The following is a 23,404-nucleotide window of genomic DNA, read 5'->3' as shown; positions in this document are numbered from 1 at the left end:
CTTGTATAGAAACAATTCTCCTGCAAATACTAACAGAAAAAATCTGAGGTGAGTATATGGCAGTTGCGCACAAAGGCAGCATTTCCATGGGACTGGTGCTGATCCCGATTGGAATGTATAAGACAACACAGGACAATGACATCCATTTCAACCAGTTGGATAAGGAAAGCAAGGCCAGGATCAAGTATAAAAAATACTGTTCCCACTGTGGGAAGGAAGTTACGAATGCGGACATCATCAAGGGCTATGAGTATGAGAAAGACCGGTATGTGGTGATGACGGAGGAGGAACTGGAAAAGATCAAGACGAAAAAGGACAAGACCATCCATATCATCCAGTTTGCCCGTATGGCCGAGGTGAACATGATCTATTATGAGAAGGATTATTATGCCGTTCCGGATACGGGGGCTGAGAAAGCCTATGAGCTGCTCCGGCAGGCGTTGCTCGCCCAAAAGAAGGTGGCGATTGCAAAAACCGTGATGGGGACAAATGAGAAGCTGTTGGTGCTATACCCCACAAAAGAAGGAATTATAGTAAAGACGCTGTTTTATTATGATGAGATCGCGGCGATGCCCAAACCAGTGCCGAAAATGAAGCTGGATGAAAATGAACTGAATATGGCAAAGCTTTTGGTGGAGAATATGACGAAGCCTTTTGCGGCGGAAGAGTTTCGGGATGAATATCAGGCGAGACTTAAGGAAGCAATCATGAAAAAGATACAGGGTCAGGAGATCGTGGCGGTGGATACCAGCGGTCCGTCCAATGTCATTGATCTGATGGAAGCGCTGCAGAAAAGCCTGGAATTATCGAAAAAACCAGATATGGACAGCCAGAAGCGTCTGACAGGAACCGCATGATGGATTTATTCGATACGCGGGAAGCCAGTCCTATGCTGATCGCCCGGCAGATGGAAGCCTTTGACGATCCGGGATGGATCTATGAACTGAAAATGGACGGATTCCGCATCCTGGCATATATAGATCAGAATGGGGTGGATTTTCGGAATAAACGGAATATGCGGATGGCGGGCAAGTTCCCGGAATTGAAAGACATCTATCAGAATGTAAAAGAACGCTGCATCCTGGACGGGGAGATCTCGGTTCTGGTAAATGGCGTACCCGATTTTTACCGCCTTCAGAAACGGACACTGCTCACTGATCCCTTTAAAATCAAGCTGGAGGCAGAGCGAAATCCAGCCTGCTTTGTGGCGTTTGACTGTATTTACCGGGGTGAACGGGAACTGTGCTGGAAGCCACTGATGGAACGCAAGGAGCAGCTGTCCGTCATAGTAGAGGAAACTCCAAGGATCGCGGTATCCAGATTTGTGGAAGGACAAGGCAGGGCGCTTTATGCGGCGGCAGATGAAAGAAAACTGGAAGGCGTGGTAGCAAAGAAAAAAGACAGCCTTTATTTCATGGGAAAGCGGACAAAGGATTGGGTCAAGTTTAAACGCATGGCGGATGAGGATTATGTGGTCGCAGGCTATATCCAGAAAGGGCAGCATGTCTTTAGCCTGATTATAGGAAAATACCGGGGAAAACGGCTGTTTTATAAAGGGCACGTGACGGCCGGCGTGACGAAAGAAGCAGTATCGGCGCTTACTGTGACAGAGAAAAATCCTTTCCAGATAGTTCCGATAGAAAATAGGGAAACCATCTGGGTCGAGCCGGATCATGTCTGCATCGTGGAGTATATGCCAAACCTGAAAAACGCCCTGCGCCAGCCGGTGTTCAAAGGTTTTCGTGACGATGTATCGCCGGAGGAGGTGCAGGAAGATTAAATGGGAATGACGCTGGTTGGGAGTTGGAAGATTCCTGACCGGCGCTTTTTTATTGCAGACAGCAGACCATTATTCCGTATATGATGATTGACTTATTCTGATATTCATGATATTATGAAGCAAACTTCACAAGAAGTTTGCTTCATATAAGGGAGGAGGAATTGTTTGAAAACGAAAGTAAAACAACTAAGAACTGCCGCAAAATTAACACAACAGCAACTTGCGGATCTGGTCCATGTATCAAACCGTACAATTATTTCTATTGAAAAGGAACAGTATAATCCTTCTCTTATGTTAGCGTATCGTATGGCAGAGGTTTTTAATGTAAGCGTTGAAGAGCTATGCTGCTTAAAAGAAAATAAAGAAATGGAGGACAAAAAATATGAAGAACTTTGATAAATTAAGCTATACAGAAAAAATCAAATGGCGTATTCGTTTTTTATGGCTCCTTATTATTGCAATGCTAATTTATATGGTTGTAGTTGGAGAAACTGGTGGCGGTGACTCTAGGATAATGACAGATTTAGCAGCTTCAACCAGCCGTATTATCTTTTTCGGTGGATTTATATATATTGTTTATAGAATCGCTTCTCTCAAAAAACTCTTAAAGAACAGGCTTTTATTAAAAGAACAAATGAGGTTGGAACAAGATGAGAGAAATCAATATTTACACGATAAAAGCGGAGGGGTTGTAATAGATATTCTTTTGGTATTTTTACTCTTTGTTACTACAACTTGCGCATTATATAACATGGATGCATTTTGTGTTTCTTTTATAATATTAGTAGTTACCATTGCCCTAAAAGGTGCATCATATATGATATATAGTCGCAAATAGCAAAACCAGCCGAGCCAGTCAACAGTAAAATGCTGAGAAAGGAAGAGCGAAATGAAGAATACTAAATGCCCTTATTGCGGAAAAGAGCTGGAAAAAGGATATATTCAAAGTCCCCGCCCTATATCCTGGCTTCCCCGAAAAATCAAGATGTTTACCGGGGCAAATTTCACAGAAAAAGGAGCAGTAATTTTGTCCGAGGGATCTGTGCTTTCCGCACCTTGTGTTATCGCTTATAATTGCAGTTCATGCAAAGCGATTATTATTGGCTATGAAGATAATAGCTGTGACTTTTACTCTGAAAAGAATTAAAATGGATTAAAGTACTGAACTTGTTTACTTATTTCTGTGTATAAGGTGAAGTACTCTTTGGTGGCTGTCGGCATTTCGCCTTGATGCTGATTATTGTTGTATAGAATAGCTTTGCTGGTAGAAGGGAGTGGAGAGGATGAATTTTAAACGAGGAATATTTTGTGGGTTAGTAGCAATTATAGGTTCAATTTGTAGTTTGTTTGGATGGGGCGCAGAACCGAATGGCATAAAGTTGTTATACATAGCAGCTTTGGTATTGGGGCTTATTCAGCTTATAGCTTCATTTCATTACAGGGAACCGTTAGTAAAAAGGAAAATACTGATTGGCTGTTTCGGGGTGGAAACTGTGTATTATGCTGTAGGAATCGTATATTTGCTGATTTACGGTATCGCGCTCGAAGAAAAAATTTTTGGCACGCTGGTAGGCGTCTGCATGTTGGTTTTAGTTTTAACTTCAATAAGAAAATTATACAGGGAGATTATATAGGGATTGCATGAAAAAAGCATATTTAGTGATTTCTGTCAATGTGCAAGATGATTACATAGGGAAGCGTTGTAGGAACAATGCTGGTTGAGAGTTGAAAGATTCCTGACCGATGCGATATAAAGGTACAGTTGATTGTTCATTTTGTTTGTTGTAGAATCGTGATGTAACGAAATCAGTATTGAAAGAAGAAAGAAAAGAGTTAGCTATATATGAGTAATGAAACCATCTTAATTGTAGATGACGAAAAGGAGATCACCGATCTTCTTGAAATATATTTGAAAAACGAAAATTACCTTGTCCGCAAGTTTTATAATCCATTGGATGCGTTGGCTTACCTTGAAAAAGAGCCGGTCAGTCTGGCTATACTGGATGTGATGATGCCGGAAATGGACGGTTTTACCCTTTGCCAGAAAATACGGCAGAAATACTTATTCCCTATTATCATGCTAACTGCAAAAGTAGAGGACATAGATAAAATCCAAGGACTTACTTTAGGGGCCGATGATTATATCGTCAAACCATTCAATCCGTTAGAGGTTGTGGCGCGTGTGAAAACACAGCTTCGGCGCTATAAGCAGTACAATACTAATGCTGTTGACCCTGCTGCAGAACTAACCGAGTATGATGAAAAAGGGCTTTACATCTGTCCAGTCAGCCATAAATGTACTTTGAATGGTGAAGTGCTGCCGCTGACCCCTTTTGAATTTAACATCCTTTGGTATTTGTGCAAAAATCATGGTCGTGTAGTATCAGCGGAGGAACTTTTTGAAACAGTTTGGGGCGAAAAGTTTTTTGAAAGCAACAACAACACAGTTATGGCCCACATTGCCCGGATAAGGGAAAAGATGAACGAGTTGCCGCGCAAACCCAAATATATCAAGACCGTCTGGGGGGTGGGTTATACCATTGAGTAAGCAAACAGAAAACAATTCTGCAAGCAGAGCTTTTCACAAGCGGCTTGCCTTGAAAACAACCGTTCAGTTTATTGCTGTCATCGTTCTATTTGAGGTTGCTTATATCCTGTTCAATCTGCTGTTTTTAATCATCATGGGCGCGACCAACCTCGACCAGACAGAAGCATTTCAGGCGTTCAAGCTCTTTCTTATCCCCATCATGGTTATAGTGTCGATTGCGGGATGCGGGTATATTTCTTATCGCTTCATGCTGCGGCCTTTGGAGCATTTGGACGAGGTTGCGGAGGCAGCACAGAAGCTGGCCCATCCTACCGACGCACCAATTATACTGTCTGGCGATTTGAAAAATATAGAGGATGATTTAAACCAGGTACGGGAACAAACGCTGCAAAGTCTGAAAATCGCACAAATGGCCGACCAGCGCAAAGATGATATGCTGGTATATCTCGCCCATGATTTGAAAACACCTCTGACAAGTGTTCTCGGATATTTGAAGCTGATTGAGGATGAACCGGGGATTACGCCAGAACTGGTTCATAAATACAGCGGAATTGCCCGGACGAAAGCCCAGCGGTTGGAAGAACTTATCAATGAATTTTTTGAGATCACGCGCTTTCGTACACACAAATTGTCGTTAGAGCCGGTGCAGACCCATCTTAGCCGGATGCTCATGCAGATCACTTATGAATTTAACCCTATCCTTGCGGAAAAGGGGCTGGAATGGGATTTGCAAATTGCAGAGAATGTTGAAATCGTGTGTGATGCGGACAAACTGGAACGTGCGGTTGATAACTTGATACGAAATGCCGTGAATTACAGCTATCCTAACACGAAAATATTCTTTTCCTTGACACAAACGAGTGACGGCATCCGAATCTGCGTCCAAAATAAAGGGCAGACAATACCGCCCGAAAAGTTGGAACGGATATATGAACAGTTTTACCGGCTGGATGCTGCCCGTTCTTCCGATACCGGCGGCGCAGGCTTAGGGCTGGCGATTGCCAAAGAAATTATTGAACTGCACCACGGAACGATTGCGGCATACAGCGAGAACGATAATGTTCAGTTTATTATCCAGCTTCCCGCTGACAGTCAGAAAATCGTAAGAAGTTAATCAGAAAGAAATCATGTGTTCCGCAGAATAACCGAAAACACTTTTATCCCTGCTTTGATATACTTTAGGTATCGAGGCAGGGGTAATTTTTTAGCGTTAGGAGGCACACAAAATGAAAAAACTAATGACATTTTGCTTTATCATCCTCTGTAGCGTCCTTTCAGCGTTGTCCTGTTTCAATTTTGCTTTTGACGCGCTTGATCGGATAGAGGAAGATAAAATTTCCATAGTGATTGAAAAGCCAGGAAGTACCAGCAATATGGACTTTCTCGCAGAAATTGACCATGCACTGGAAAAGGTTAATGCAGACATTATGCTGCGCTGTGTTGAAAATGGGGAAGATAAGGCCCACTATCAATATTTCAAGACCAATCATACCACGGACTTTTTGAATGTCAGCACCAGTGCCGGAAACAGTCAGGTGGAAGATGGCGAATGTATTTCCACCACAGACCCCGTTGGATATACCGTCCATCGGCTGAATGCTTCATCACTTATGCAGGACATTTCCTTTTTTCCGTGGACTGACGCAGAGAAATACGAGCTTTCTGCCGCCACCTACTATGTTAAAATGGGTCAGCAACCAACCGTGGTGGATGCTTTGAGTCAGCTCGGATATGTAGTTACGGTTAATCCGACCGCCTATATTTCCGGCAAATTTTCGGTGCTGCTGTTTGGTTTCGTCCCAGCTTTTATGCTGGTGGCGAGCATGGCATTTTATATTCTTTCCAGCGGGAAAAAGAATGTGTTGAAGAAAATGGAGGGCTACGCTGTCCGTGATATTCTGGCAGATGAGGTCAGAAACATCTTCCCGATTTTCGCAGACAGTTTCCTGATTATTGAAGCTGTAACATTGATTACAGCGGCGGCCTTGTACCAAACTGCATTACCACAATATATCCTGTTCTCACTGCCAAACATTGTCACGCTGATTATGGTGGTGCTTGCTGGCCTTTTGCTTTCAGCATTGCTTATTTGCAGGCAGAACAGCGCCGATCATATCAAGGGGCGTGTTCCAAGACGGGGAATTTATGTTATCACCATTCTTGCCAAAGGAGTATTTGTTGGATTTATTATTTTCTTCTTGTCCATCACTGTCCGCAATGTTGCCATTTCATATCACACCATGCAGACTTCTCAATTTCTTGTGGATAAAATGGCCGGATATGTAACCGTCCCTGTCAATACCAGCAACGCTTCTACGCAAAATCTGGCTGAAAACTATAAAGCATTTTATTCAGCTACGGTAAACCGCTATAACGGTATTTTGGTGGATGCCAGCAACTATGAATATGATCTGATTAGCGGGCGCACACCTGCGGAAGAATTCGGGCAGACCTCTATCACGGTCAACCGGAACTATCTGGATTTCAACCCGATTTATGATGTAAGCGGAAGTCAGATCACAAGCACGCAGCTTTCTGATATTCATTTTAATGTACTGCTTCCCACATCAAGAGAGCAGGAAAAGGAAAGCTGGTCTGAATTTGTCCAGACAGCCTATGGGATGGAAGCAAACTTTATCCCTTATGATGAAACAGCCAGTAAAATCTATTCTTACAATGCGAACACGGGAACCGGCGATTATGGAGCGTTGGAGGAACCTGTCATTCTGGTGATTGAGGAAGAAGAGATTGAGGGCATTTATGTTTTAAGTTACTGTTCCAAAGGCGCTTATTTCTTGAATGTTCCCGCAGAAAACGCCTATGCGGAACTGCTTCCAACTTTGCAGGAAACCGGAATAGCTTCGGTCACGTTGGAAACGCCCTCGGTTGCTTCTACATTTTCAGAAACCGTCAATCACCAACGACAGATGCTGATGCTGTATGGTGTACAATCGGCGGTGCTGCTGATCGGCTTGATTTGCCTGATTATATTCAGCGCCAAGCTGTACTGCGAAAACTATAAAACCAAGATTGCCTGTTGCTTGATTGGGGGATATTCTATGCTGCGCTGCATACGAAAACACCTGATTGTGACGGTCATTTATTATGCGGTTGTTGTTGCGGGGCTGCGATTTATAAGTGCGACAACGCAGGTCTCTCTGAACTATCTGCTTCTGCTGGCAGCTTTTGCTGGGGAACTGATGATTACTCTGATTGTCAGCCGGGGATATACGAAAAATGACCTGTATCAAATCGTGAAAGGAGCTGAATGATATGGCAGACATTATTTTATCAAATATCAGTAAAAGATTTGGAGACAAGCCCCTGTTTGAAAACTTCTCTCTGGAAATAGAGCAAGGAGAATTCATTTCTATTATGGGTGAAAGCGGTGCTGGTAAGACAACCCTATTGAATATGATGGGCCTGCTTGACCGCCCGGATAGTGGAACCATTGTCCTTTGTGGACAGAAGAATCCGAAATTTTCATCCCGGACAGCAATCAATCTGCGCCGCCGTCATATTTCGTATTTATTTCAGAACTACGGCTTAATTGATACAGAAACCGTAGAAAGCAATATGCAGATCGCAACGCATTTCAAATCTGTCAGCAGAAAGAAAGAACGGCGTTTGATTGCCGATGCACTGGCGCAAGTTGGACTGCAAGGCTACGAGGGAAGAAAGGTCTATACATTAAGCGGCGGTGAGCAGCAGCGTGTAGCGCTGGCAAAAGTGATTGCCAAATCACCGCAGATCATCTTCGCTGACGAGCCTACCGGCAGCCTTGATGAACGGAACCGGGACTATGTGTTGGAAATCTTGCAGGAGTTGAACTACCAGGGGAAAACCATTGTTGTTGTTACCCACGATCCCCATGTAAATGAGTGCGCCCAGCGTCATATCCTACTTAAAACGAGTAATCGTTCCAGACGTGTTTTGCCAGATACGAACGGAAACGCTCCGTACATTCGTGTCACAAAGCAAGCTGAATCGGTAGTGGGCAGCGGCGGGCGTCGGTTGAAATTATGATTTGGGAGGCTTGCAAATGGAAGATAAAACGATCACCGCTGTTGGCATCGACGTATCCAAAGGGAAAAGCACTGTCGCTGTGCGCAGACCGGGCGGCGAAGTGGTGCTGACGCCGTTTTCGGTGGAGCATGACGCCGCCGGATTGTCCAGTCTGGTAAAGACGCTGGGGAGCATCGGCGGGGACATCCGCATCGTCATGGAACACACGGGGATGTACTGGCGGCCCATCGCCTTGGCCCTAAAGGAGGCGGGCTTTTTCGTCAGCGTGGTCAACGCCATGCTCATCCACGACTTCAGCGACAACTCCCTGCGCAAGGTCAAGACAGACAAGGCCGACTCCATGAAGATCGCCAACTACGCCCTGTCCTTCTGGGCGGAGCTACGGGACTACTCGCCGGAGGATGAGACACGGCAGATGCTGAAAATGCAGAACCGCCTGTACCTGCGCACCAAAAAATCCAGCGTGGTCCTCCGCAACGGCCTGATCTCCCTGCTGGACCAGACCTTCCCCGGCGTCAACACGCTTTTTGACATCCAACCCAAGCGGTCCAATGGGCATTTCAAATGGGTGGATTTTGTGAAACGCTTCTGGCACAAGGACTGCGTGGCGGGCGTTTCCCTCGCCGCTTTCTCGGACGCTTACCGCAAATGGTGCGCCAGATCTGGCTATCGCTTCTCTCAGTCTGACGCCGAAAAGCTCCACGCCGCCGCCAGAAACGCCGTGGCTACATTTCCCAAAAACGACAGCACCAAGCTGCTGATCGCTCAGGCCGTGGACAGCCTGAACGCCGTTTACGATGCGCTGTATATCCTGCGCGGGGAGATGCTCCGTCTGGCCTCCCTGCTGCCGGAGTTCGATGTGGTCATGGCCATGCAGGGCGCGGGTGAGGTCACCGGGCCGCAGCTCATGGCGGAGATCGGCGATGTGCGCCGCTTCACCCACAAGGGCGCTCTGGTGGCTTTCGCGGGCATGGACGCCCCGCCCTTCCAGTCCGGCACCTTCGACTCCAAGTCCCGCCGCATCTCCAAGCGCGGCTCTCCTCATCTGCGAAAGACCCTGTTCATGGTCGCCAGCACGATCCTCCAGCACTCTGACCCGGCCAATCCCATCTTTCAGTTCATGGACAAAAAGCGGGCCGAGGGCAAGCACTTTTATGTTTACATGGTGGCCGGTGCCGCCAAGTTTTTGCGTATCTACTACGCCAGGGTAAAAGCACATCTGACGGCGCTGGATGCTGAGGCTAATACCGCCGCTTAACAGAAAACAACGATTACTTTCAGCCGGTTCGCAAAAATCCCCCCGCTGACCGGCTTGCTTTGCTATACCCTTTTTGCGGCTGCCAAATTTCTTCGAGATTTTTTCATTTTAGGGCTTGACACCTATTTGCAGGTTTGCCAAGTAGCGCAACTGCTGATTCTCAAGCGTTATTGCTGATCATTTTCCTCCTGCTGTTTCATCAAAGTGGCATAACGAAGGAGTTGTTTCCGGGACGAAACTCCCAGTTTGTTGTAGATATTCTTGTTGTGAAACTTTAATGTATTTTCTGTAACTCCTAAGATCGCAATGATCTCTTTTGCGTTTTTCCCCTCAAGATACAGATCAAAGACCTTTCTTTCTGTTGGAGTAAGTTGACTAATCCCTTCCCCAAAATATTGAAAATCGTCGGGATCGATCTCCTGCTTCCTGGAATAGGCAAGTCGGGCAATTTCTGCCTGCGCGGACCCAAGATCACTGCTGGTCTGTTCCAGTTTGCTTTGCAGCCGTTCTTGTCTGCTCTCAGCTTCCAGTCGCTCCTGGTTCAAAGCGGATAAAGCTGCCTCGTGTTCTCGGTCCTGTTCTGCGAGGAAAGCAAAGAGGTCCTCAATCTCCAAAACATGAGACTCGCTCTGCGTCCGGTCTGTGTTAGTTTTAATCTGTTCCAAGTCTTTTAATATGGGTGCAACATATTTTTTGCTGCCCCAAAGAATGGAGACCAAAATGGCAAAAGAAGCGATAAACAAGAATGCGGCAATTTTGAGCCGCACCGTCTGCACAAGCGCCTGATATTCTGTGGCAGGGAGCATGGCAGCAACCATATGGGCAGTAGTCCCTATTGTTAGTTCCTGGGTCTTACCAACAAATTCAGTGTCTCCGCTATGGAAGGTAGTCAGGCTTGATCCGTTCTCAACAGAAAAAGAATTTTCAATTGGTGGGAAATAACCAGATTGATTCCCGGCGATCTGCCCTACATAACAATCCGAATCTTCCGTCAGCAAAGCGCAAAAGATATGTGCTTGGCTGCTTCCCATCGTCTTATGGGAAAGCGAAAAATACAGACTGCTGATCTCAAAGCCGCACACACCAATCGTGTTGCCACCAGAATCTAAAACAGGTATACAGAGAAAGCGCACACTTTCCCATGTGTCAGGCAGTTTATAAACGGATGTAAGAAAGAAGGCACCGGAGATGCTCTCGCTTTTGCCGGACATCTCTCCGTCGATTTCCGGGAATAACCCCTCTTGTGTTTCCAACTGCCATGTACTATGGAGATTGATGTTTTTTTCTCGTGCGACAGTAGAAAATCCACGAAAAAGACAAACATCATTATGAATTGTGTTTTCCGCATAAAGATTTGCAAACTTTAGATACAGCCCATTATAGCTTTTATCAGGCAGTGCATCGTTGACCGTTGTTTTCAAAAAGCAAAATGCTCCGCTGCAAGGTGCAAGTTTCATATTGCTGCTGACGATATCAAAGAGCCTGTTTTGCATGGACTCCAGTGCGTCAGGAGTATTGCGAAGTTCGTTGAAGGTAATCCCAGCATCTGAAAGTTCGTCTTTGACTGCCGCTGTTATCTGTTGGGAAAAGGCAAGCACATAGGCTGCCTGATCATTGCTTTGATGCTCTATGGAGTTTACAGAGTTCTCAAGTTGATTGCTTAAAGCCCGCTCAATTTCATATCCAATAGAATCGATTGCACCGAAAAGGAACAATAGCATAGCAATCAAGAACGCAAAAAAGAGCATTATGGTAAAAAGATAGAGCATCAGGCGGCGGCGCATGGAAACGCTCTGCGTCTGAGCCGCCTCCAGTACGGATCTGATTTCTTTTAGGCGTAGTATCATGGTTTTCCCCCTTTTGTGTCACCGCTCTACGGCCTCCTGAATTTCCGAAAGCGAAGAGTCAAGGAGTTCTGACATCACTGTCTCCGGGTCATCCCCGCGCTCTATGCGGCTGATATAGTCCCGGTGGGCAGCAGACAATATGCTCTTTGCGGTCTCCTCAAACCTGGATTGCGCTTCGCCGGAAGCGTCATACAGCGGCAAAGGGCAAAAGGAGTAGGAGCCATACATTTGGTCCACCGCACCATAGAGCATATGGGATTTCTCATTCTCAATCATATCTATATTTGAAAACAGAGCAGAAAAGGCATTTTCCGTAACCGGCAAATAGCCGGAAGCAATCACAAAGTCCAGATTGTGTTCTTTCTGCGTGATCCATTTTCCAAAAATGGCGGCGGCCCTATTTTTTCGCTCGTCCTCACTTTTCATGGAAAACAAACCAGTTCCCCTTTGTATAACCACTGGCGAGGCATCAGAAAAGGTGGGGTAGGGATATACCGCTGTTTCAATTTCTTCGGTGGTATTGTCCTGGTAGGTCACATAGTCCCTCAGATACAACATCCCTGCTGTGGAACCGATATTGCTGATAACCTCGGCTGTTTTCCAGCGGTCGGAAGCATAACCGTCACCAGTACAAAGTCCTCCATGGATCGCCGCACGGGCCATTGGCAGATAAGCTTGTTCAAATTCTGCACTGCACAGGTCCGGCTTTCCATTCCGAATGAACTGTCCGCCCAGCCCGGAGACATTGACCAGGAAGTAGTGATAGAAGTCGTTAATTTGGAACATCTCTGCGCCGCCTGACCAATCGTAGTATTGGCAGCACAGAGCAAAGAGAGATTCAAAATGGAGAAGCTCTTCTTCCGATACTCCTGTGTCAGCGGCAAAGCGGTCAAATATCGTCTTGTTTAAGAATAACAGTTCTGTTGATTTGGCGATGGGCAGCATAACCAGCCGTCCGTCTATAACGCCTTCTGCCAGAAACTCATCCACATAAGCAGAGCGTTCTTCCTCTGAAAGATAACCGCTCCAATCCAAGAGCCGGTCAAGCCCAATCTCTTCCGCCACCCTCGGATAGGCCGTGAACAGATCCGGCATGGGAACCGCCCCCGGTTCGTTATTGGCAGAGGCAATCAGCGCATCGTCAATAGCGGTAGAATTTGTGACGGAGACAACAGAAATAACAATACCGCTTTCTTTCCCCTTCGTTTGGTTAAACTCATCGATCATTACATTGAGCGGCGATTCTGTCTGACTTCCATAGACGTGCCACATCGTCAATGTGATGGGATCGTTTGTAACCTTATTTCCACAGCCGGTCATGCCCACCAGCAGTATGATGGTGAGAAAGAAAATACATAATTTTTTCATTTTGGTGTCCTCCTATACCCTGCATGGTCCTCACCAGCCTCTGTCCTAAAGTGCGTCAATGACAGCGGAGAGATAGCTGGAAGAAACGGAACCGTAAATAAAATTGTCTACCAGACCATCCTTCTTGGCCTGCCGCACCCTGTCCGCCAGCTTTTTCTCTGTGTTTTCATCCACCACCAGCACGATCTTGCAATCTGGCTGAGCCTTTTTCAGAGCGTTTCGGATTTTTAGCCGCTCCTCCAGTGTCCGGGATGTGTATACGGTAACTTCCATAATCAGAACATTTGCAAGCACAGCATCACATAGCGACAGAGTTTTGTCCGGGCTTTCGCTCATGACTGGTTCCAGATCAGAATCAAAGTTGCGTAAGGCTTCGGCTACTGCGTCCGCAAACAGGACATTCTGCATATCAATCACGATTCTTCGCATAAGGCGGCCTCCCATCAATCATTTTGAATCCCTTGATGATACCAGTATAGCGAAGAAGCCATTTTCACGCACTGTCCCTGAGTACAGTTTTTTGAAGTTTTCTCAAAAAAATTTCCCGGCTTCATTGAAACCGGGAAATAAAGCTGTGTGCTCTGTTATTTGGTTATGTCAAAGTCCAGATCCTCCGGGAGGCTCGGAATAATAAATTTTTTGCCTGTAACTGCTATGGCAAGGCGGGTCTTGTTGGCATAGCCTGTTTTTTGCAGGATGTTGGAAACATGATATTTCACGGTCCTCTCTGTGATAGAAAGAGTCTGGGCGATTTCGCTGTATTCCAGACCATCACATACAAGGCGCAGTACCTGGATTTCTTTTGCAGTCAGATCGGTGCTGCTTACAAGACCTAATTTCACTTGTGGCGTTTCATGGGGAAAGAGATGTTCTCCTGCCATTGTGCGGTCAATGACATCAATCAGGTCTTCGGGACTTAAATCTTTGTACCAAAAGCTGTCAACCTTTGCGGCTTTGGCTCTTTCTAAAAAACCGACCTCGACCATTGATGTGACAACGATGATCTTTATGTTTGGGAACGCCACTTTGATCTCGGCGGCGGCTTCGATGCCATCCTTGTTTCCAGCAGTACAGACATCCATCAAGATTAGGTCGATCATCTGACGCTTGCAATAGGCAGGTGCAACATCCGCGCCGCTTATACTGGCTGCCAGGGCATATTTTTCACTGTCGGAGATCATTCTCTCCATATATTTGCGGGGCATCCGCTGATCCTCTACAATTAACACCTGTTTCACTCTGCCGCCTCCTTTTCTACGGGCATGACGATTATCAGCGCAAAGGCTGGTGAGCACTGTATTTCCATCGTACCTCCTAAGTTCGTAACATAGCGGTGAAGGTTGAGTAACCCGCCCTTCGGCACAATGACGCTTTCAGGGGGCTTTCCGTTATTTGTGATACGCAGGGAAATGTTGTTTCCGTCCTGCCGGGCGGTGACATAAAGGGCCGTTGCATCCGCATGGCGGACGCTGTTGGTCAGACATTCCCGCATGGCGATCACAAATATGCGATATATTTCCTCCTGCTTCGGTAATTCGCCAGCCATTTCTACCTTTACGCCGATGGTACTGGCATCCCACAAAAATTCCGCAAACTCCCCGCGCTCCTGGGGGTATTCATTGTCATTTTTAATGGTCCTGATTGCTTTTTGAAACAATAGAAGGCTGTCTGCGGCCTCCTGGGATACCTGCTCTTGCTGCAAAATCTTCCGCATAGCAATGATCCCCGCCCCCATCTGGTCATGCAGTTTGGTTTTTGCCGACAGGACTTCCGTTTCCTTTGTCAATGTCAGTACATTATCCGAAAGAATCTTTAAGTCACGGGAGAATTTTTTGAGCTGCTCAGTCTGTTCCTTGAGTCTCAGTCCCTTTTCGTAAAGTTCAGTCACATCTGAGAAGATCGCCTCTGTGTAAACTGTGCTGTCTGGTACCGTTATCTCCGTCTGGGAGTAGCGCCAAGCCTTACCATCGGGGAACAGATAGGTTTGCTCTTCATCCGGGAGCCTTACAACACCGCTTTTCTTATCACACTCTGTAAGTGCCTGCCGCAATTCATCGAAGTGCTGGAGATCGCTTTGCGCCAGTATGTAGAACAAGCGGTGCATTTGTAGATTGCACAGTTTGAACTCACCCGATGGGGTGAAATAGCAGATCGCGTTGGGCAACATATCGATTGCCTGCTTCACGGAATTGTGGCTAAGTGTCCGGCCTTTCCGATGGATCAACACAGCGGTTTGACCAAGGAGCAAAGTACCCACCATGCCAGCGATGCACCACAGCGACCACATTGGAAATGGCAGCAAAGGATTGATAGGAAGTCCATCGGCCTTTTTGTCAAAGGCATCCCCGGCAATGCACAGCAGGATCAGCAAAGCGATAAATACTCCGGCGTTCAGAAGCCTGCACCGTCTGCTCCCACCTCGGTCAGGGGATGCAAGAAAAAGAAACACATCCAATATCAAAGAAAAGAACAGGCAGATCATCCATACGGACTGTTCCATTTCGGAGGATAAATAGAATGTTGTCACGTTTGTCCACCCGCCTTTCCGATGCGGAGGATAAAGCGCCATACGCCATCCTCAAAGGAGCAGCTTTCACAGGTATCCCGAAAATCTGCAAGGGAGCTTTCGCATTCCACCTCCAGACGGAGGATGATCGAATCTGCAAGAATACGCGCTTTCAACCAAACAAAGCTCATATCATCTATAGCGGTCTCCATCACCTTCTCAAAAAAGTCGTAGAACAGGATTGCGTCCTGGGTAAAGATTTTGCTGCCCTTCGGAATGTCTGCTTCACATTCGACCCCCATCAGTTTCAAATTTGAAAAGGATTCCTCCATGCAAAGGGCCAGTTCTGTGGTATCGATGGTTTCCGTTTTTTCACGGATAAAGATCAGGTTGCCTCTGCGTTTTATGTAAGCGCCGATTACAGTAATCTTCGCAAGCAGACTGCGGCGCTTTTCCGGATTTTCTTCTTCGTCATATAGATAAAACAGGTCATTCAATAAATCGATCTGATGAGCGGTTTCTTCCTGTAAAAGGTCATAGAGCCGATTCTTTTCCCGCAAGGTGTGGATCTCCAGCTTGATACGATAATTTTCCTGTTCCAGATGGTTGCTTTCTGCAATGGTTTCCTTGTTTTCTTCCAACTTTTCAAGCAGGGCAGTAATATCTGTTATATCTTCCTGCCAATACACATGACCGCCTTCGATAGGGTAACTTTGTAGCAAGGTATGTTTATCAAGATTGACGGCGCCCTCCTCTGCCGCACACATGATCTGTTCAGAAAGCACAGGCGAATTTGCGGAGGCGTAGCGGACCTTATGGTCGTGATCAGCAATCTGGGCGCCGAAGGTCCCGGCCTTAAACAGCTCATCATAGCCAGTATTGGTCTGGATCAATCCGCACTGGATACAGCTTTCCAGTATGGCGGTAAACATCAGGCACTGCACCGCTGTAATATCTCCGCCTATCACTTGCATCCACCTGGCTCCGCTGGCGTAGATAAAGGCATATAGAATGGAGCAGGACAGCAGAAGCGCCGGTAAGTATTTTCTCCTTTGCGCCAAACGGCATTTGATGAGCATGATCACAAAGGCGGCCAGCGCACAGATGATCTCCCACCCGATAACAAAATAATATCCGTACTCGTATCCGTTATCCGTATCGCTCCAAACCGTTCCGGCCGGGAAGGAGAAAACAAGCTGATGGAGATCGTTTGTCAGTACCAGCAGCAGAAAGAACAGGGTGGGAAGATAGAGCAGTCTTGTCCATTTCGGCAGATGGTAGCTTTCCGGCTTACCCAGCGACATGGAAACAAACACGGAAAGCAGAGGTATGAACAGCATAGGACAATAGTACCAGTACCATAGATGCCGGATCGCATCAGGAGCGACCACAAAAAAATATTTTATTGACCGTATAACAAACCAGAAGACGGTCAGACATGAAACGCCGACCATATAGCGGCGCACCTGTGTTTGTAAAATGCGATGGCTGACAGAGAGACCCCAGCCAATGTACAGACTGATATAAAGGATCGTGCGGACCAAACCCAGCGGTACGGGAAAAACATCAAACTTTCCCAAAACGCGGGCAGAGATAGCACAGACGATCAGCACAGCTGCCAGGACTCCCGTTCTTTGATTCTGCTTAGTCATGCGTGGACACCTCCCCGCGAAATACAACTCTCATCACCGTATCTTCCTTGGTATCTCATTTACAGCATTTCCAGTCTTAGCCTTGAAAGAAACCTGATTTTTTGTTTCCCCTACCCATTTTTCGGTTCGGGGTGGCAAGAAAATCAGATTTTTTCTTTTCAACCCTACCCTTTCGGGGGTTTGGGGTGGGGCCAAAAGTGTGGAAATCGCTTAAATTATGGGTGCAGGCAATGCCGAAGGAGGGTATGGGCTTTGTCTCCAATGAAAAGCCTCTGGCTACGCTGCCAACAAACAGAGGCCGCTCTCCTTTGATTCCTATTATACCATATAACCATGACTTAATCGAGGGTCAAAGAAAAGAAAGGAGGGATTTGATGGCGTTTACCCATAAAACAGCACGCTACAAGGTGATCGCTGACTCGGGAGGAAATCGGTACAGCTTCTTTTGTGACATCACAGGTGCTTTGTTGCATACGACCGATTCTATCCAAGCAGAGACACAGGAGCAGGAATTGGAGACCGCATGGGAAGACGCACGGAAATATTTTAACCGATGCCACAAGTGCGGAAAATGGGTATCAAATGCCATGTATAACGCTGATGTGGCGGAATGTGTGGAATGTGCGCCGTGGGAAGATCCGCCTCGTTACTGCTCCCACTGCGGCAAAGAGATCACCTCCGCAGAAATATTTTGTCCACGCTGCGGCAAACGGCTTCAATATGGAGGAGAAGGATTATAAGATGACACGGCAGCAAATTGAGCAGATCCGTCTGGAAAGCATGAAGCAATATGGATTTGGGCCAGAAGCTATGAAGCAGCTTAAAGTCTGCGCTAATTGCGGCGCAACCGTCTCTGCGGAGCAGCAAACTTGTGAAGAATGCGGTAGTGGACTTCCCCAGGAAACTCTTTACCAGTTCTACCTTAATTTACACCACTGCTGTCCAGTATGCGAAACTGTGCTTTCGGACAACGCGATCTTTTGCCCCAATTGTGGGACAATGCTCACAACAAAGCGCAAAGAAAGAAATGAAGGATTTTAATCGTCAGTAAAGAGAAATAAATTACGAAAGGAAGGATGTAACTATGGGACTTATTAAAGCGGCATTAGGCTCTGCAGGCGGCGTGATGGCCGATCAGTGGAAGGAGTATTTCTACTGTGAGGCGATCCCCGCTACCGTGCTGGCGGTCAAGGGGCGGAAACGGGCCTCCGGGCGCTCCAGCAACACCAAAGGCAGCAACAACATTATCACCAGCGGCTCCGTGATCGCCGTGGCCGACGGCCAGTGCATGATGATCGTGGAGCAGGGCAAGGTGGTGGAGGTATGCGCCGAACCCGGCGAATTTACCTTCGACGCCTCCACGGAACCCAGCATCTTTTCGGGCGACCTGGGGGAGAGTATCGGGCAGGTGTTCCAGAATATCGGCAAGCGTTTTACCTTTGGCGGCGAGGCCCCCAAGGACCAGAGGGTGTATTACTTCAACACCAAGGAGATCATAGGCAACAAGTACGGTACACCCTCCCCGGTTCCTTTCCGGGTGGTGGACCAGCGGGCAGGGATCGACATCGACATTGCTATCCGCTGTTTCGGGGAGTATTCCTACCGGGTGGCAAATCCCCTGCTGTTCTATACCAATGTCTGCGGCAATGTGGAAGCGGATTTTGACCGCGGAACCATTGACGGCCAGCTGAAAACCGAGTTGCTGACCGCGCTGCAGCCCGCCTTCGCAAAGATCAGCGATATGGGCATTCGATACTCTGCCCTTCCAGGCCACACCACAGAGCTGGCAGATGCTTTGAACCAGGAACTGTCCGCAAAGTGGCGGGATCTTCGGGGTCTTGAGATCGTATCCTTCGGCGTTTCCAGCGTCAAGGCCAACGAGGAAGACGAAAAGATGATCAAGGAGCTGCAGCGCAATACGGCCTTTATGGACCCCACCCGCGCGGCGGCGCATCTTGTCGGCGCACAGGCCGGCGCCATGCAGGCGGCAGCCGCCAACCCCAATGCTGGTCCCGCTATGGCTTTCATGGGCATGGGGATGGCCGGTCAGGCCGGTGGCATGAACGCCCAAAGCCTCTTCCAGATGGGCCAGCAGCAATCGGTACAGCAGCCCGCTCCGGCGGCTCCCGCCATGGAGGGATGGGCGTGTTCCTGCGGGCAGACCGGAAATACCGGCAAGTTCTGTGCGGGCTGCGGCGCACCCAAGCCTATCCCTAAACCCGCAGGGGATAGCTGGACCTGCTCCTGCGGGGCCACAGCCACCGGGAAGTTCTGCCCGGAGTGCGGAAAACCAAAGCCTGCGGACACAAACGGCTGGACCTGCTCTTGCGGGGCGGTGAACAAAGGAAAGTTCTGTGCCGAGTGCGGCAAGCCCAAGCCTGCCGGCGTACCGCAGTACAAGTGCGACAAGTGCGGGTGGGAGCCGGATGACCCCACCCATCCGCCCAAGTTCTGCCCGGAGTGCGGAGATCCCTTTGATGACGGTGACATCCAGGGATGAAACGAGGCAGAAAAGCCGTAATCTGACCCTACGACTGCTGGACGAACAGACATAACACCTAAAACGATTAACAAAACATAAAACAGGAGGATTATACACATGAAAGGTCAAAAATTTTTGAAGGTCACTTCCATTCTCATGATTATCGGCGGCGTCATCGGTGTCATCGCGGGCATCATCGCCATTCTCGGCATCAGTGCCCTGGCGGCGCTCATGGAGACTAGCGAAGGTACTGGTCTGCTCTATGCCAGTTCCACTATTGTAACGCTGGCATCTGTCATTCAGTTTGTCGCTGGAATTAAGGGTATTAGTGCCTGCAACGCGCCGCAGAAAGCGGCCGCCTGCATCAAGTGGGGCGTCATCATTGCCGTTTTAAGCATCATCTCTATGATCATCGGTCTTGTCGCCGGGGGAGATTTCAGCATTACCAGCCTGATCCTGAATCTGCTTGTGCCCGGTCTGTATATCTATGGCGCTATTCAGGTGAAGAATGGTTCCCAGGAGTGATCGCCATAAAGGCAAGGCAACGTATAAAAAGGAGGTAGGTTATTATGGCACTATTCGGAAAATTGTTTGAGAAAAAGGAATGTGCCATCTGCGGCGGCGAGATCGGGCTGTTGGGCAACCGGAAGCTGGAGGATGGGAACTGCTGTAAGAACTGCGCGGCAAAGCTCTCCCCCTGGTTCAGTGACCGGAGGCAGAGCACCGTGGAGGAGATCAAAGAGCAGCTGGCTTACCGGGAAGCCAACCAGGAGAAAGTGGCGGCGTTCCGGGTGACCCGCACATTGGGCGAGGGCATGAAAGTCCTGCTGGACGAGGATAACGGGAGATTCATGGTCACATCCGTCCGGAACTGGCAGGAGGCCAACCCGGATGTACTGTCTTTCTCCGATGTGACTGGCTGCAAGCTGGACATTGACGAGAGCAAGACAGAAATCCAGTATAAGGATGCAGAGGGGAAACGGCAGAGCTTTTCCCCCAGGCGCTACGCCTTTTCCTATGATTTCTACATTGTAATTAATGTCAACAACCCATACTTTAATGAAATCCGCTTCAAGCTGAACGGTTCTTCTGTTGACAATGATGAGGAAACCCTTTTGGACGGGCCGGATGCACAGCCCTGTGTCAAGGGCGGCGGTCTCCGTACCGGAGGCGCGGGGCCAACCCGCCCTGGTATGCCTTGCAGCTCCCGCCCTGGCGCGCGACCCTTCATGGGAGGTTCCCGGACATCCAATGCGGATGAGGTCCGTTCCAGTATGGAGTACCGGCAGTATGAGGAGATGGGATGCGAGATCCGGGATGCATTGCTCCAGGTTCGGGAACAGGTAAGGAATGAAGCGGCCGCAGCTACGGCTCCTAAGACGGCGCTGACCTGTCCGTTCTGTGGAGCCACCACCACACCAGATGCCAGCGGCTGCTGTGAATTTTGCGGCGGTGCTGTCAATGGATAGAACATATACACAAAACAAAGGAGCATGATGATGATGAAAAAATTAAGCAAGACTTTGGCGCTTCTTTTGGCGCTCACGATGGTTCTGAGTTTGGCCGCCTGTGGAGGCAGCAAGGACGCCCTTTCCGGCACATGGTCGGCCGACCTGGGTGATGACGGCGTTATCACATGGACGTTCGATGGGAAAGGCAAATGCACCATGGAGAATGCGTACATGAAGCAGGATGGCACTTATACCATTGACGGCGACCAACTCACGGTAACGCTGGAAAGCTGGAGCGATCCGTCTACCTACACGTTCTCTGTGGATGGCAGCAGCCTCACCATGAACGAAAATTCTGGTTACGGTATCAGCGGAACCTTCACAAAAAAATAGCTGCTTTGTGTTCCGTAAATTTTGGAGGGAACTATGAAACAAACGAAGACCAAACTTTTGTACCTGCTTCTTGCGGCGCTGATGCTGCTCAGTCTCACCGCCTGCGGTAAAAATAAGGAATCGACAGATAAGGAACTGGCAGACTCCAATTTGCTCAAGCTCGGCGATTATGAGCTGCTCTATAAGGGCGCGTGCATCATGGAGGATTCGGATGGAAACGACGCGGTCGTTCTGACGTTGGATTTTACGAACAACGGCGAGGACAGTCATTCCTATCTCTGGTCGATCTCCGAAACAGCCATGCAGAACGGTGCGGAGCTGGCGGTTGCCATCGTCTATTCCAATCCGGACTCCGATGATGCTACGGTGATCGAAGATCAATTTACGGATGTCGCGCCAGGTGCGACCCTTGAGATCCGCACAGCCTTTGTGCTGGCGGATACGACCAGCAAGGTCGAAGTGACCTTTGAGGAGGCGTTCGGCGACAAAAACGGTAAAATCACCGTCGATCCCTCCACACTCAGCCGGGAATCAGCTGGGAGCGGTACGGCGCAGTCTGCCGGGACCGGAGACGCGCTGCTCGACTGGTGGAATGGCGACTGGTACGGCTGGTGGGTCATGACTGGCTGTTCGGGCTATTATGAGAGCATGGAGGGCCAGTGGTGGGATGTCTGCGGTGTGATCGACATTGACACAGACTATACAGGTACTGTCACGCTATGGGACGAGAGCTACACCAGGGCGGAACCCATGGCCTCGGCGATGGTCAGCCTGAACGAGGCCGGAACTGGAGAACACGGCACGATGATGTCCGAGGGAGGCTGGTTTACGAACATTGCACTGGAACACGCAGACTGGATTGTTGACCCCGGGATCGTTGCCCCCGGTATGATGGAACGAGAAGACATAATCTGCATCGATGGCTGGTACGAAGACGGTGACGATGAATATCACTATGAGATCTATCTGCGTCCATGGGGACTCTATTGGGATGATGCAGGGGAGGACTTTCTGCCCCATTTCTACACCGACTGGTATCTGCCTCTGATTGAGGCGGGCAAGCCTATGCCGGACAGCATTGATTCAGACGCTCCGGAATCGAATTTGGGTGGAAACACAGCCGGAGGGGACGGCATCGTGACAGAAGAGCAGGTACAAAAGGGCTATGTCTGGATGAACGATGTCAATAAAAATATTTTCGACACCACCTACGAGGAGGTTGTCGCTTACTTCGGCGTGGAAGGTGAGTTTGTCAAGGAAGAGTACAGCGACCACATGAAGGCAAACTACCGCTACTATAAATGGATCTCTGCGGACAATGACTCGCATTTTATCTACGTCAATTTCAAGGAAGAGGAGATGGGCGTTTATGAAGTAAGTGGATTCAACACCAGCGGCTTCTCCGGCAAGGAAGCCATCGCGAAGTATCTCGACATCGTGAAGGCAGAGGCCGCCGAAGCGAATAAAGCTGCCTCTGCGAACGCCGAAATGAAGGACTTCTCCGTGGAAGTCACCCAGTTTGCACACGATGATGTGAAAGTCAAAATCATGACGAAGATCCCAGTATCCGGCTGGTCGTTCGATGAGGGGAAGCGCAGTCTGGTGGAAAACGACGATCCCACTGCATTTGGTGCGGGTGCCATTCGGCTTGAGGTCAGGGCAAAGGTGGAAGATTTCGATTACTATAAGGCAGACTTTGAAAATTACAAGGATATCGAGGACCGCGTGATCGGCGGCATCACCTTCCACGGCCGCACCTATAAGAACATCGGCTACGAATGGATTGAATACATCGCGCAGATTGACGACACCCGCGCTCTTTCCATCGGCCTACGGAATATGGACTGCGTCCAGGGAACGATGCCCGACATTATTCTCACCAACATGAAGTTCCAGTAGCACAGGCCTTCGGCGGACGGCGGTATGTGTCTTGCATCACTCCAAAAAGTGGCGGGAAAAAACGGGTAACAATCATATGGGACCGGCTCCCACCCCAATTGGGATGGGAGCCGTATGGTGTGTGCCGAGCATGGCACTCATCTTGCTGGTGAAAGTCCAGTCACGGGTATTTACCGCCAAGTGTAGTGAACCAC

24 protein-coding genes are annotated in these 23,404 nt (G+C 48.5%); 18 read left to right on the top strand and 6 right to left on the bottom strand.

Going from position 1 to position 23,404, the window contains the following annotated elements; all coding sequences use genetic code 11:
• Positions 1-56 precede the first annotated feature (56 nt).
• From ACLU9Q_RS17945 to ACLU9Q_RS17895, 11 genes are all read left to right on the top strand, one after another.
• Positions 57-857 carry a Ku protein gene (locus tag ACLU9Q_RS17945; RefSeq protein WP_412625725.1) on the top strand — a complete coding sequence of 267 codons (801 nt, stop codon included), beginning with the start codon at positions 57-59 and terminating at the stop codon, positions 855-857.
• A complete protein-coding gene (locus ACLU9Q_RS17940; RefSeq protein WP_412625724.1) occupies positions 854-1,780 on the top strand; it encodes a DNA ligase in 927 nt (308 codons plus the stop codon). Before ACLU9Q_RS17945 ends, ACLU9Q_RS17940 begins: the two co-directional genes overlap by 4 nt.
• A gap of 165 nt (positions 1,781-1,945) precedes the next feature.
• A complete protein-coding gene (locus ACLU9Q_RS17935) occupies positions 1,946-2,176 on the top strand; it encodes a helix-turn-helix transcriptional regulator (protein WP_412625723.1) in 231 nt (76 codons plus the stop codon).
• The gene (locus ACLU9Q_RS17930) at positions 2,163-2,618 is read left to right on the top strand and encodes a hypothetical protein (protein ID WP_412625722.1); all 456 of its coding nucleotides are present in this window, start codon (positions 2,163-2,165) and stop codon (positions 2,616-2,618) included. Before ACLU9Q_RS17935 ends, ACLU9Q_RS17930 begins: the two co-directional genes overlap by 14 nt.
• A gap of 51 nt (positions 2,619-2,669) precedes the next feature.
• The gene (locus ACLU9Q_RS17925) at positions 2,670-2,927 is read left to right on the top strand and encodes a PF20097 family protein (RefSeq protein WP_412625721.1); all 258 of its coding nucleotides are present in this window, start codon (positions 2,670-2,672) and stop codon (positions 2,925-2,927) included.
• 136 nt (positions 2,928-3,063) lie between these two features.
• Positions 3,064-3,414, top strand: a complete 351-nt coding sequence (locus ACLU9Q_RS17920) for a hypothetical protein (RefSeq protein WP_412625720.1) — start codon at positions 3,064-3,066, stop codon at positions 3,412-3,414.
• Between the two features lie 209 nt (positions 3,415-3,623).
• The gene (vanR, locus tag ACLU9Q_RS17915; protein WP_412625719.1) at positions 3,624-4,328 is read left to right on the top strand and encodes a VanR-ABDEGLN family response regulator transcription factor; all 705 of its coding nucleotides are present in this window, start codon (positions 3,624-3,626) and stop codon (positions 4,326-4,328) included.
• Positions 4,321-5,442, top strand: a complete 1,122-nt coding sequence (locus tag ACLU9Q_RS17910; protein WP_412625718.1) for a sensor histidine kinase — start codon at positions 4,321-4,323, stop codon at positions 5,440-5,442. The genes vanR and ACLU9Q_RS17910 overlap by 8 nt, the downstream gene beginning before the upstream one ends.
• Before the next feature lie 112 nt (positions 5,443-5,554).
• The gene (locus ACLU9Q_RS17905; protein WP_412625717.1) at positions 5,555-7,600 is read left to right on the top strand and encodes a hypothetical protein; all 2,046 of its coding nucleotides are present in this window, start codon (positions 5,555-5,557) and stop codon (positions 7,598-7,600) included.
• 1 nt (position 7,601) lies between these two features.
• Positions 7,602-8,354: an ABC transporter ATP-binding protein gene (locus ACLU9Q_RS17900; protein ID WP_412625716.1), complete on the top strand. Its 753-nt coding sequence runs from the start codon at positions 7,602-7,604 to the stop codon at positions 8,352-8,354.
• Between the two features lie 31 nt (positions 8,355-8,385).
• Entirely contained in the window at positions 8,386-9,612 is a 1,227-nt protein-coding gene (locus ACLU9Q_RS17895; protein WP_412625766.1) for an IS110 family transposase, read from the top strand.
• Positions 9,613-9,779: 167 nt separating this feature from the next.
• On the opposite strand, the gene ACLU9Q_RS17890 is transcribed toward ACLU9Q_RS17895, so the two are convergent.
• From ACLU9Q_RS17890 to ACLU9Q_RS17865, 6 genes are all read right to left on the bottom strand, one after another.
• On the bottom strand, positions 9,780-11,459 hold the full coding sequence (locus ACLU9Q_RS17890; protein ID WP_412625714.1) for a helix-turn-helix transcriptional regulator: 1,680 nt from the start codon (positions 11,457-11,459) through the stop codon (positions 9,780-9,782).
• An 18-nt stretch (positions 11,460-11,477) separates the two neighbouring features.
• Entirely contained in the window at positions 11,478-12,827 is a 1,350-nt protein-coding gene (locus tag ACLU9Q_RS17885; protein ID WP_074661605.1) for an ABC transporter substrate-binding protein, read from the bottom strand.
• A gap of 45 nt (positions 12,828-12,872) precedes the next feature.
• A complete protein-coding gene (locus tag ACLU9Q_RS17880) occupies positions 12,873-13,256 on the bottom strand; it encodes a hypothetical protein (RefSeq protein WP_412625713.1) in 384 nt (127 codons plus the stop codon).
• A gap of 155 nt (positions 13,257-13,411) precedes the next feature.
• Complete coding sequence (locus ACLU9Q_RS17875) at positions 13,412-14,065, bottom strand: LuxR C-terminal-related transcriptional regulator (protein WP_412625712.1); 654 nt, start codon at positions 14,063-14,065, stop codon at positions 13,412-13,414.
• Entirely contained in the window at positions 14,062-15,354 is a 1,293-nt protein-coding gene (locus tag ACLU9Q_RS17870; RefSeq protein ID WP_412625711.1) for a sensor histidine kinase, read from the bottom strand. Before ACLU9Q_RS17870 ends, ACLU9Q_RS17875 begins: the two co-directional genes overlap by 4 nt.
• Positions 15,351-16,985, bottom strand: coding sequence for a histidine kinase N-terminal 7TM domain-containing protein (locus ACLU9Q_RS17865; protein WP_412625710.1), 1,635 nt, complete (start codon positions 16,983-16,985; stop codon positions 15,351-15,353). Before ACLU9Q_RS17865 ends, ACLU9Q_RS17870 begins: the two co-directional genes overlap by 4 nt.
• Positions 16,986-17,170: 185 nt before the next feature.
• Between ACLU9Q_RS17865 and ACLU9Q_RS17860 the strand changes: the two genes are divergently transcribed.
• The 7 genes from ACLU9Q_RS17860 (at position 17,171) to ACLU9Q_RS17830 (ending at position 23,210) form a co-directional block, all read left to right on the top strand.
• Positions 17,171-17,725, top strand: coding sequence for a zinc-ribbon domain-containing protein (locus tag ACLU9Q_RS17860; RefSeq protein ID WP_412625708.1), 555 nt, complete (start codon positions 17,171-17,173; stop codon positions 17,723-17,725).
• A gap of 1 nt (position 17,726) precedes the next feature.
• Complete coding sequence (locus tag ACLU9Q_RS17855; protein WP_412625707.1) at positions 17,727-18,026, top strand: zinc-ribbon domain-containing protein; 300 nt, start codon at positions 17,727-17,729, stop codon at positions 18,024-18,026.
• 43 nt (positions 18,027-18,069) lie between these two features.
• Positions 18,070-19,485 (top strand): SPFH domain-containing protein, encoded by a 1,416-nt coding sequence (locus ACLU9Q_RS17850; RefSeq protein WP_412625706.1) that lies wholly within the window; start codon positions 18,070-18,072, stop codon positions 19,483-19,485.
• A 99-nt stretch (positions 19,486-19,584) separates the two neighbouring features.
• Complete coding sequence (locus ACLU9Q_RS17845; RefSeq protein ID WP_412625704.1) at positions 19,585-19,992, top strand: hypothetical protein; 408 nt, start codon at positions 19,585-19,587, stop codon at positions 19,990-19,992.
• Between the two features lie 44 nt (positions 19,993-20,036).
• On the top strand, positions 20,037-20,936 hold the full coding sequence (locus ACLU9Q_RS17840) for a DUF4428 domain-containing protein (RefSeq protein WP_412625703.1): 900 nt from the start codon (positions 20,037-20,039) through the stop codon (positions 20,934-20,936).
• A 30-nt stretch (positions 20,937-20,966) separates the two neighbouring features.
• Positions 20,967-21,311 (top strand): DUF5640 domain-containing protein, encoded by a 345-nt coding sequence (locus ACLU9Q_RS17835; RefSeq protein ID WP_412625702.1) that lies wholly within the window; start codon positions 20,967-20,969, stop codon positions 21,309-21,311.
• Positions 21,312-21,344: 33 nt separating this feature from the next.
• A complete protein-coding gene (locus tag ACLU9Q_RS17830) occupies positions 21,345-23,210 on the top strand; it encodes a DUF5067 domain-containing protein (RefSeq protein ID WP_412625701.1) in 1,866 nt (621 codons plus the stop codon).
• The last annotated feature ends 194 nt before the right edge of the window (positions 23,211-23,404 follow it).

Origin of the sequence: Marvinbryantia sp. (assembly GCF_047017445.1) — a bacterium.
Taxonomy (GTDB): Bacteria; Bacillota; Clostridia; order Lachnospirales; family Lachnospiraceae; genus Marvinbryantia.
The sequence above is the reverse complement of the archived record's forward strand: the minus strand, read 5'-3'. Positions and strand labels throughout refer to the sequence as shown.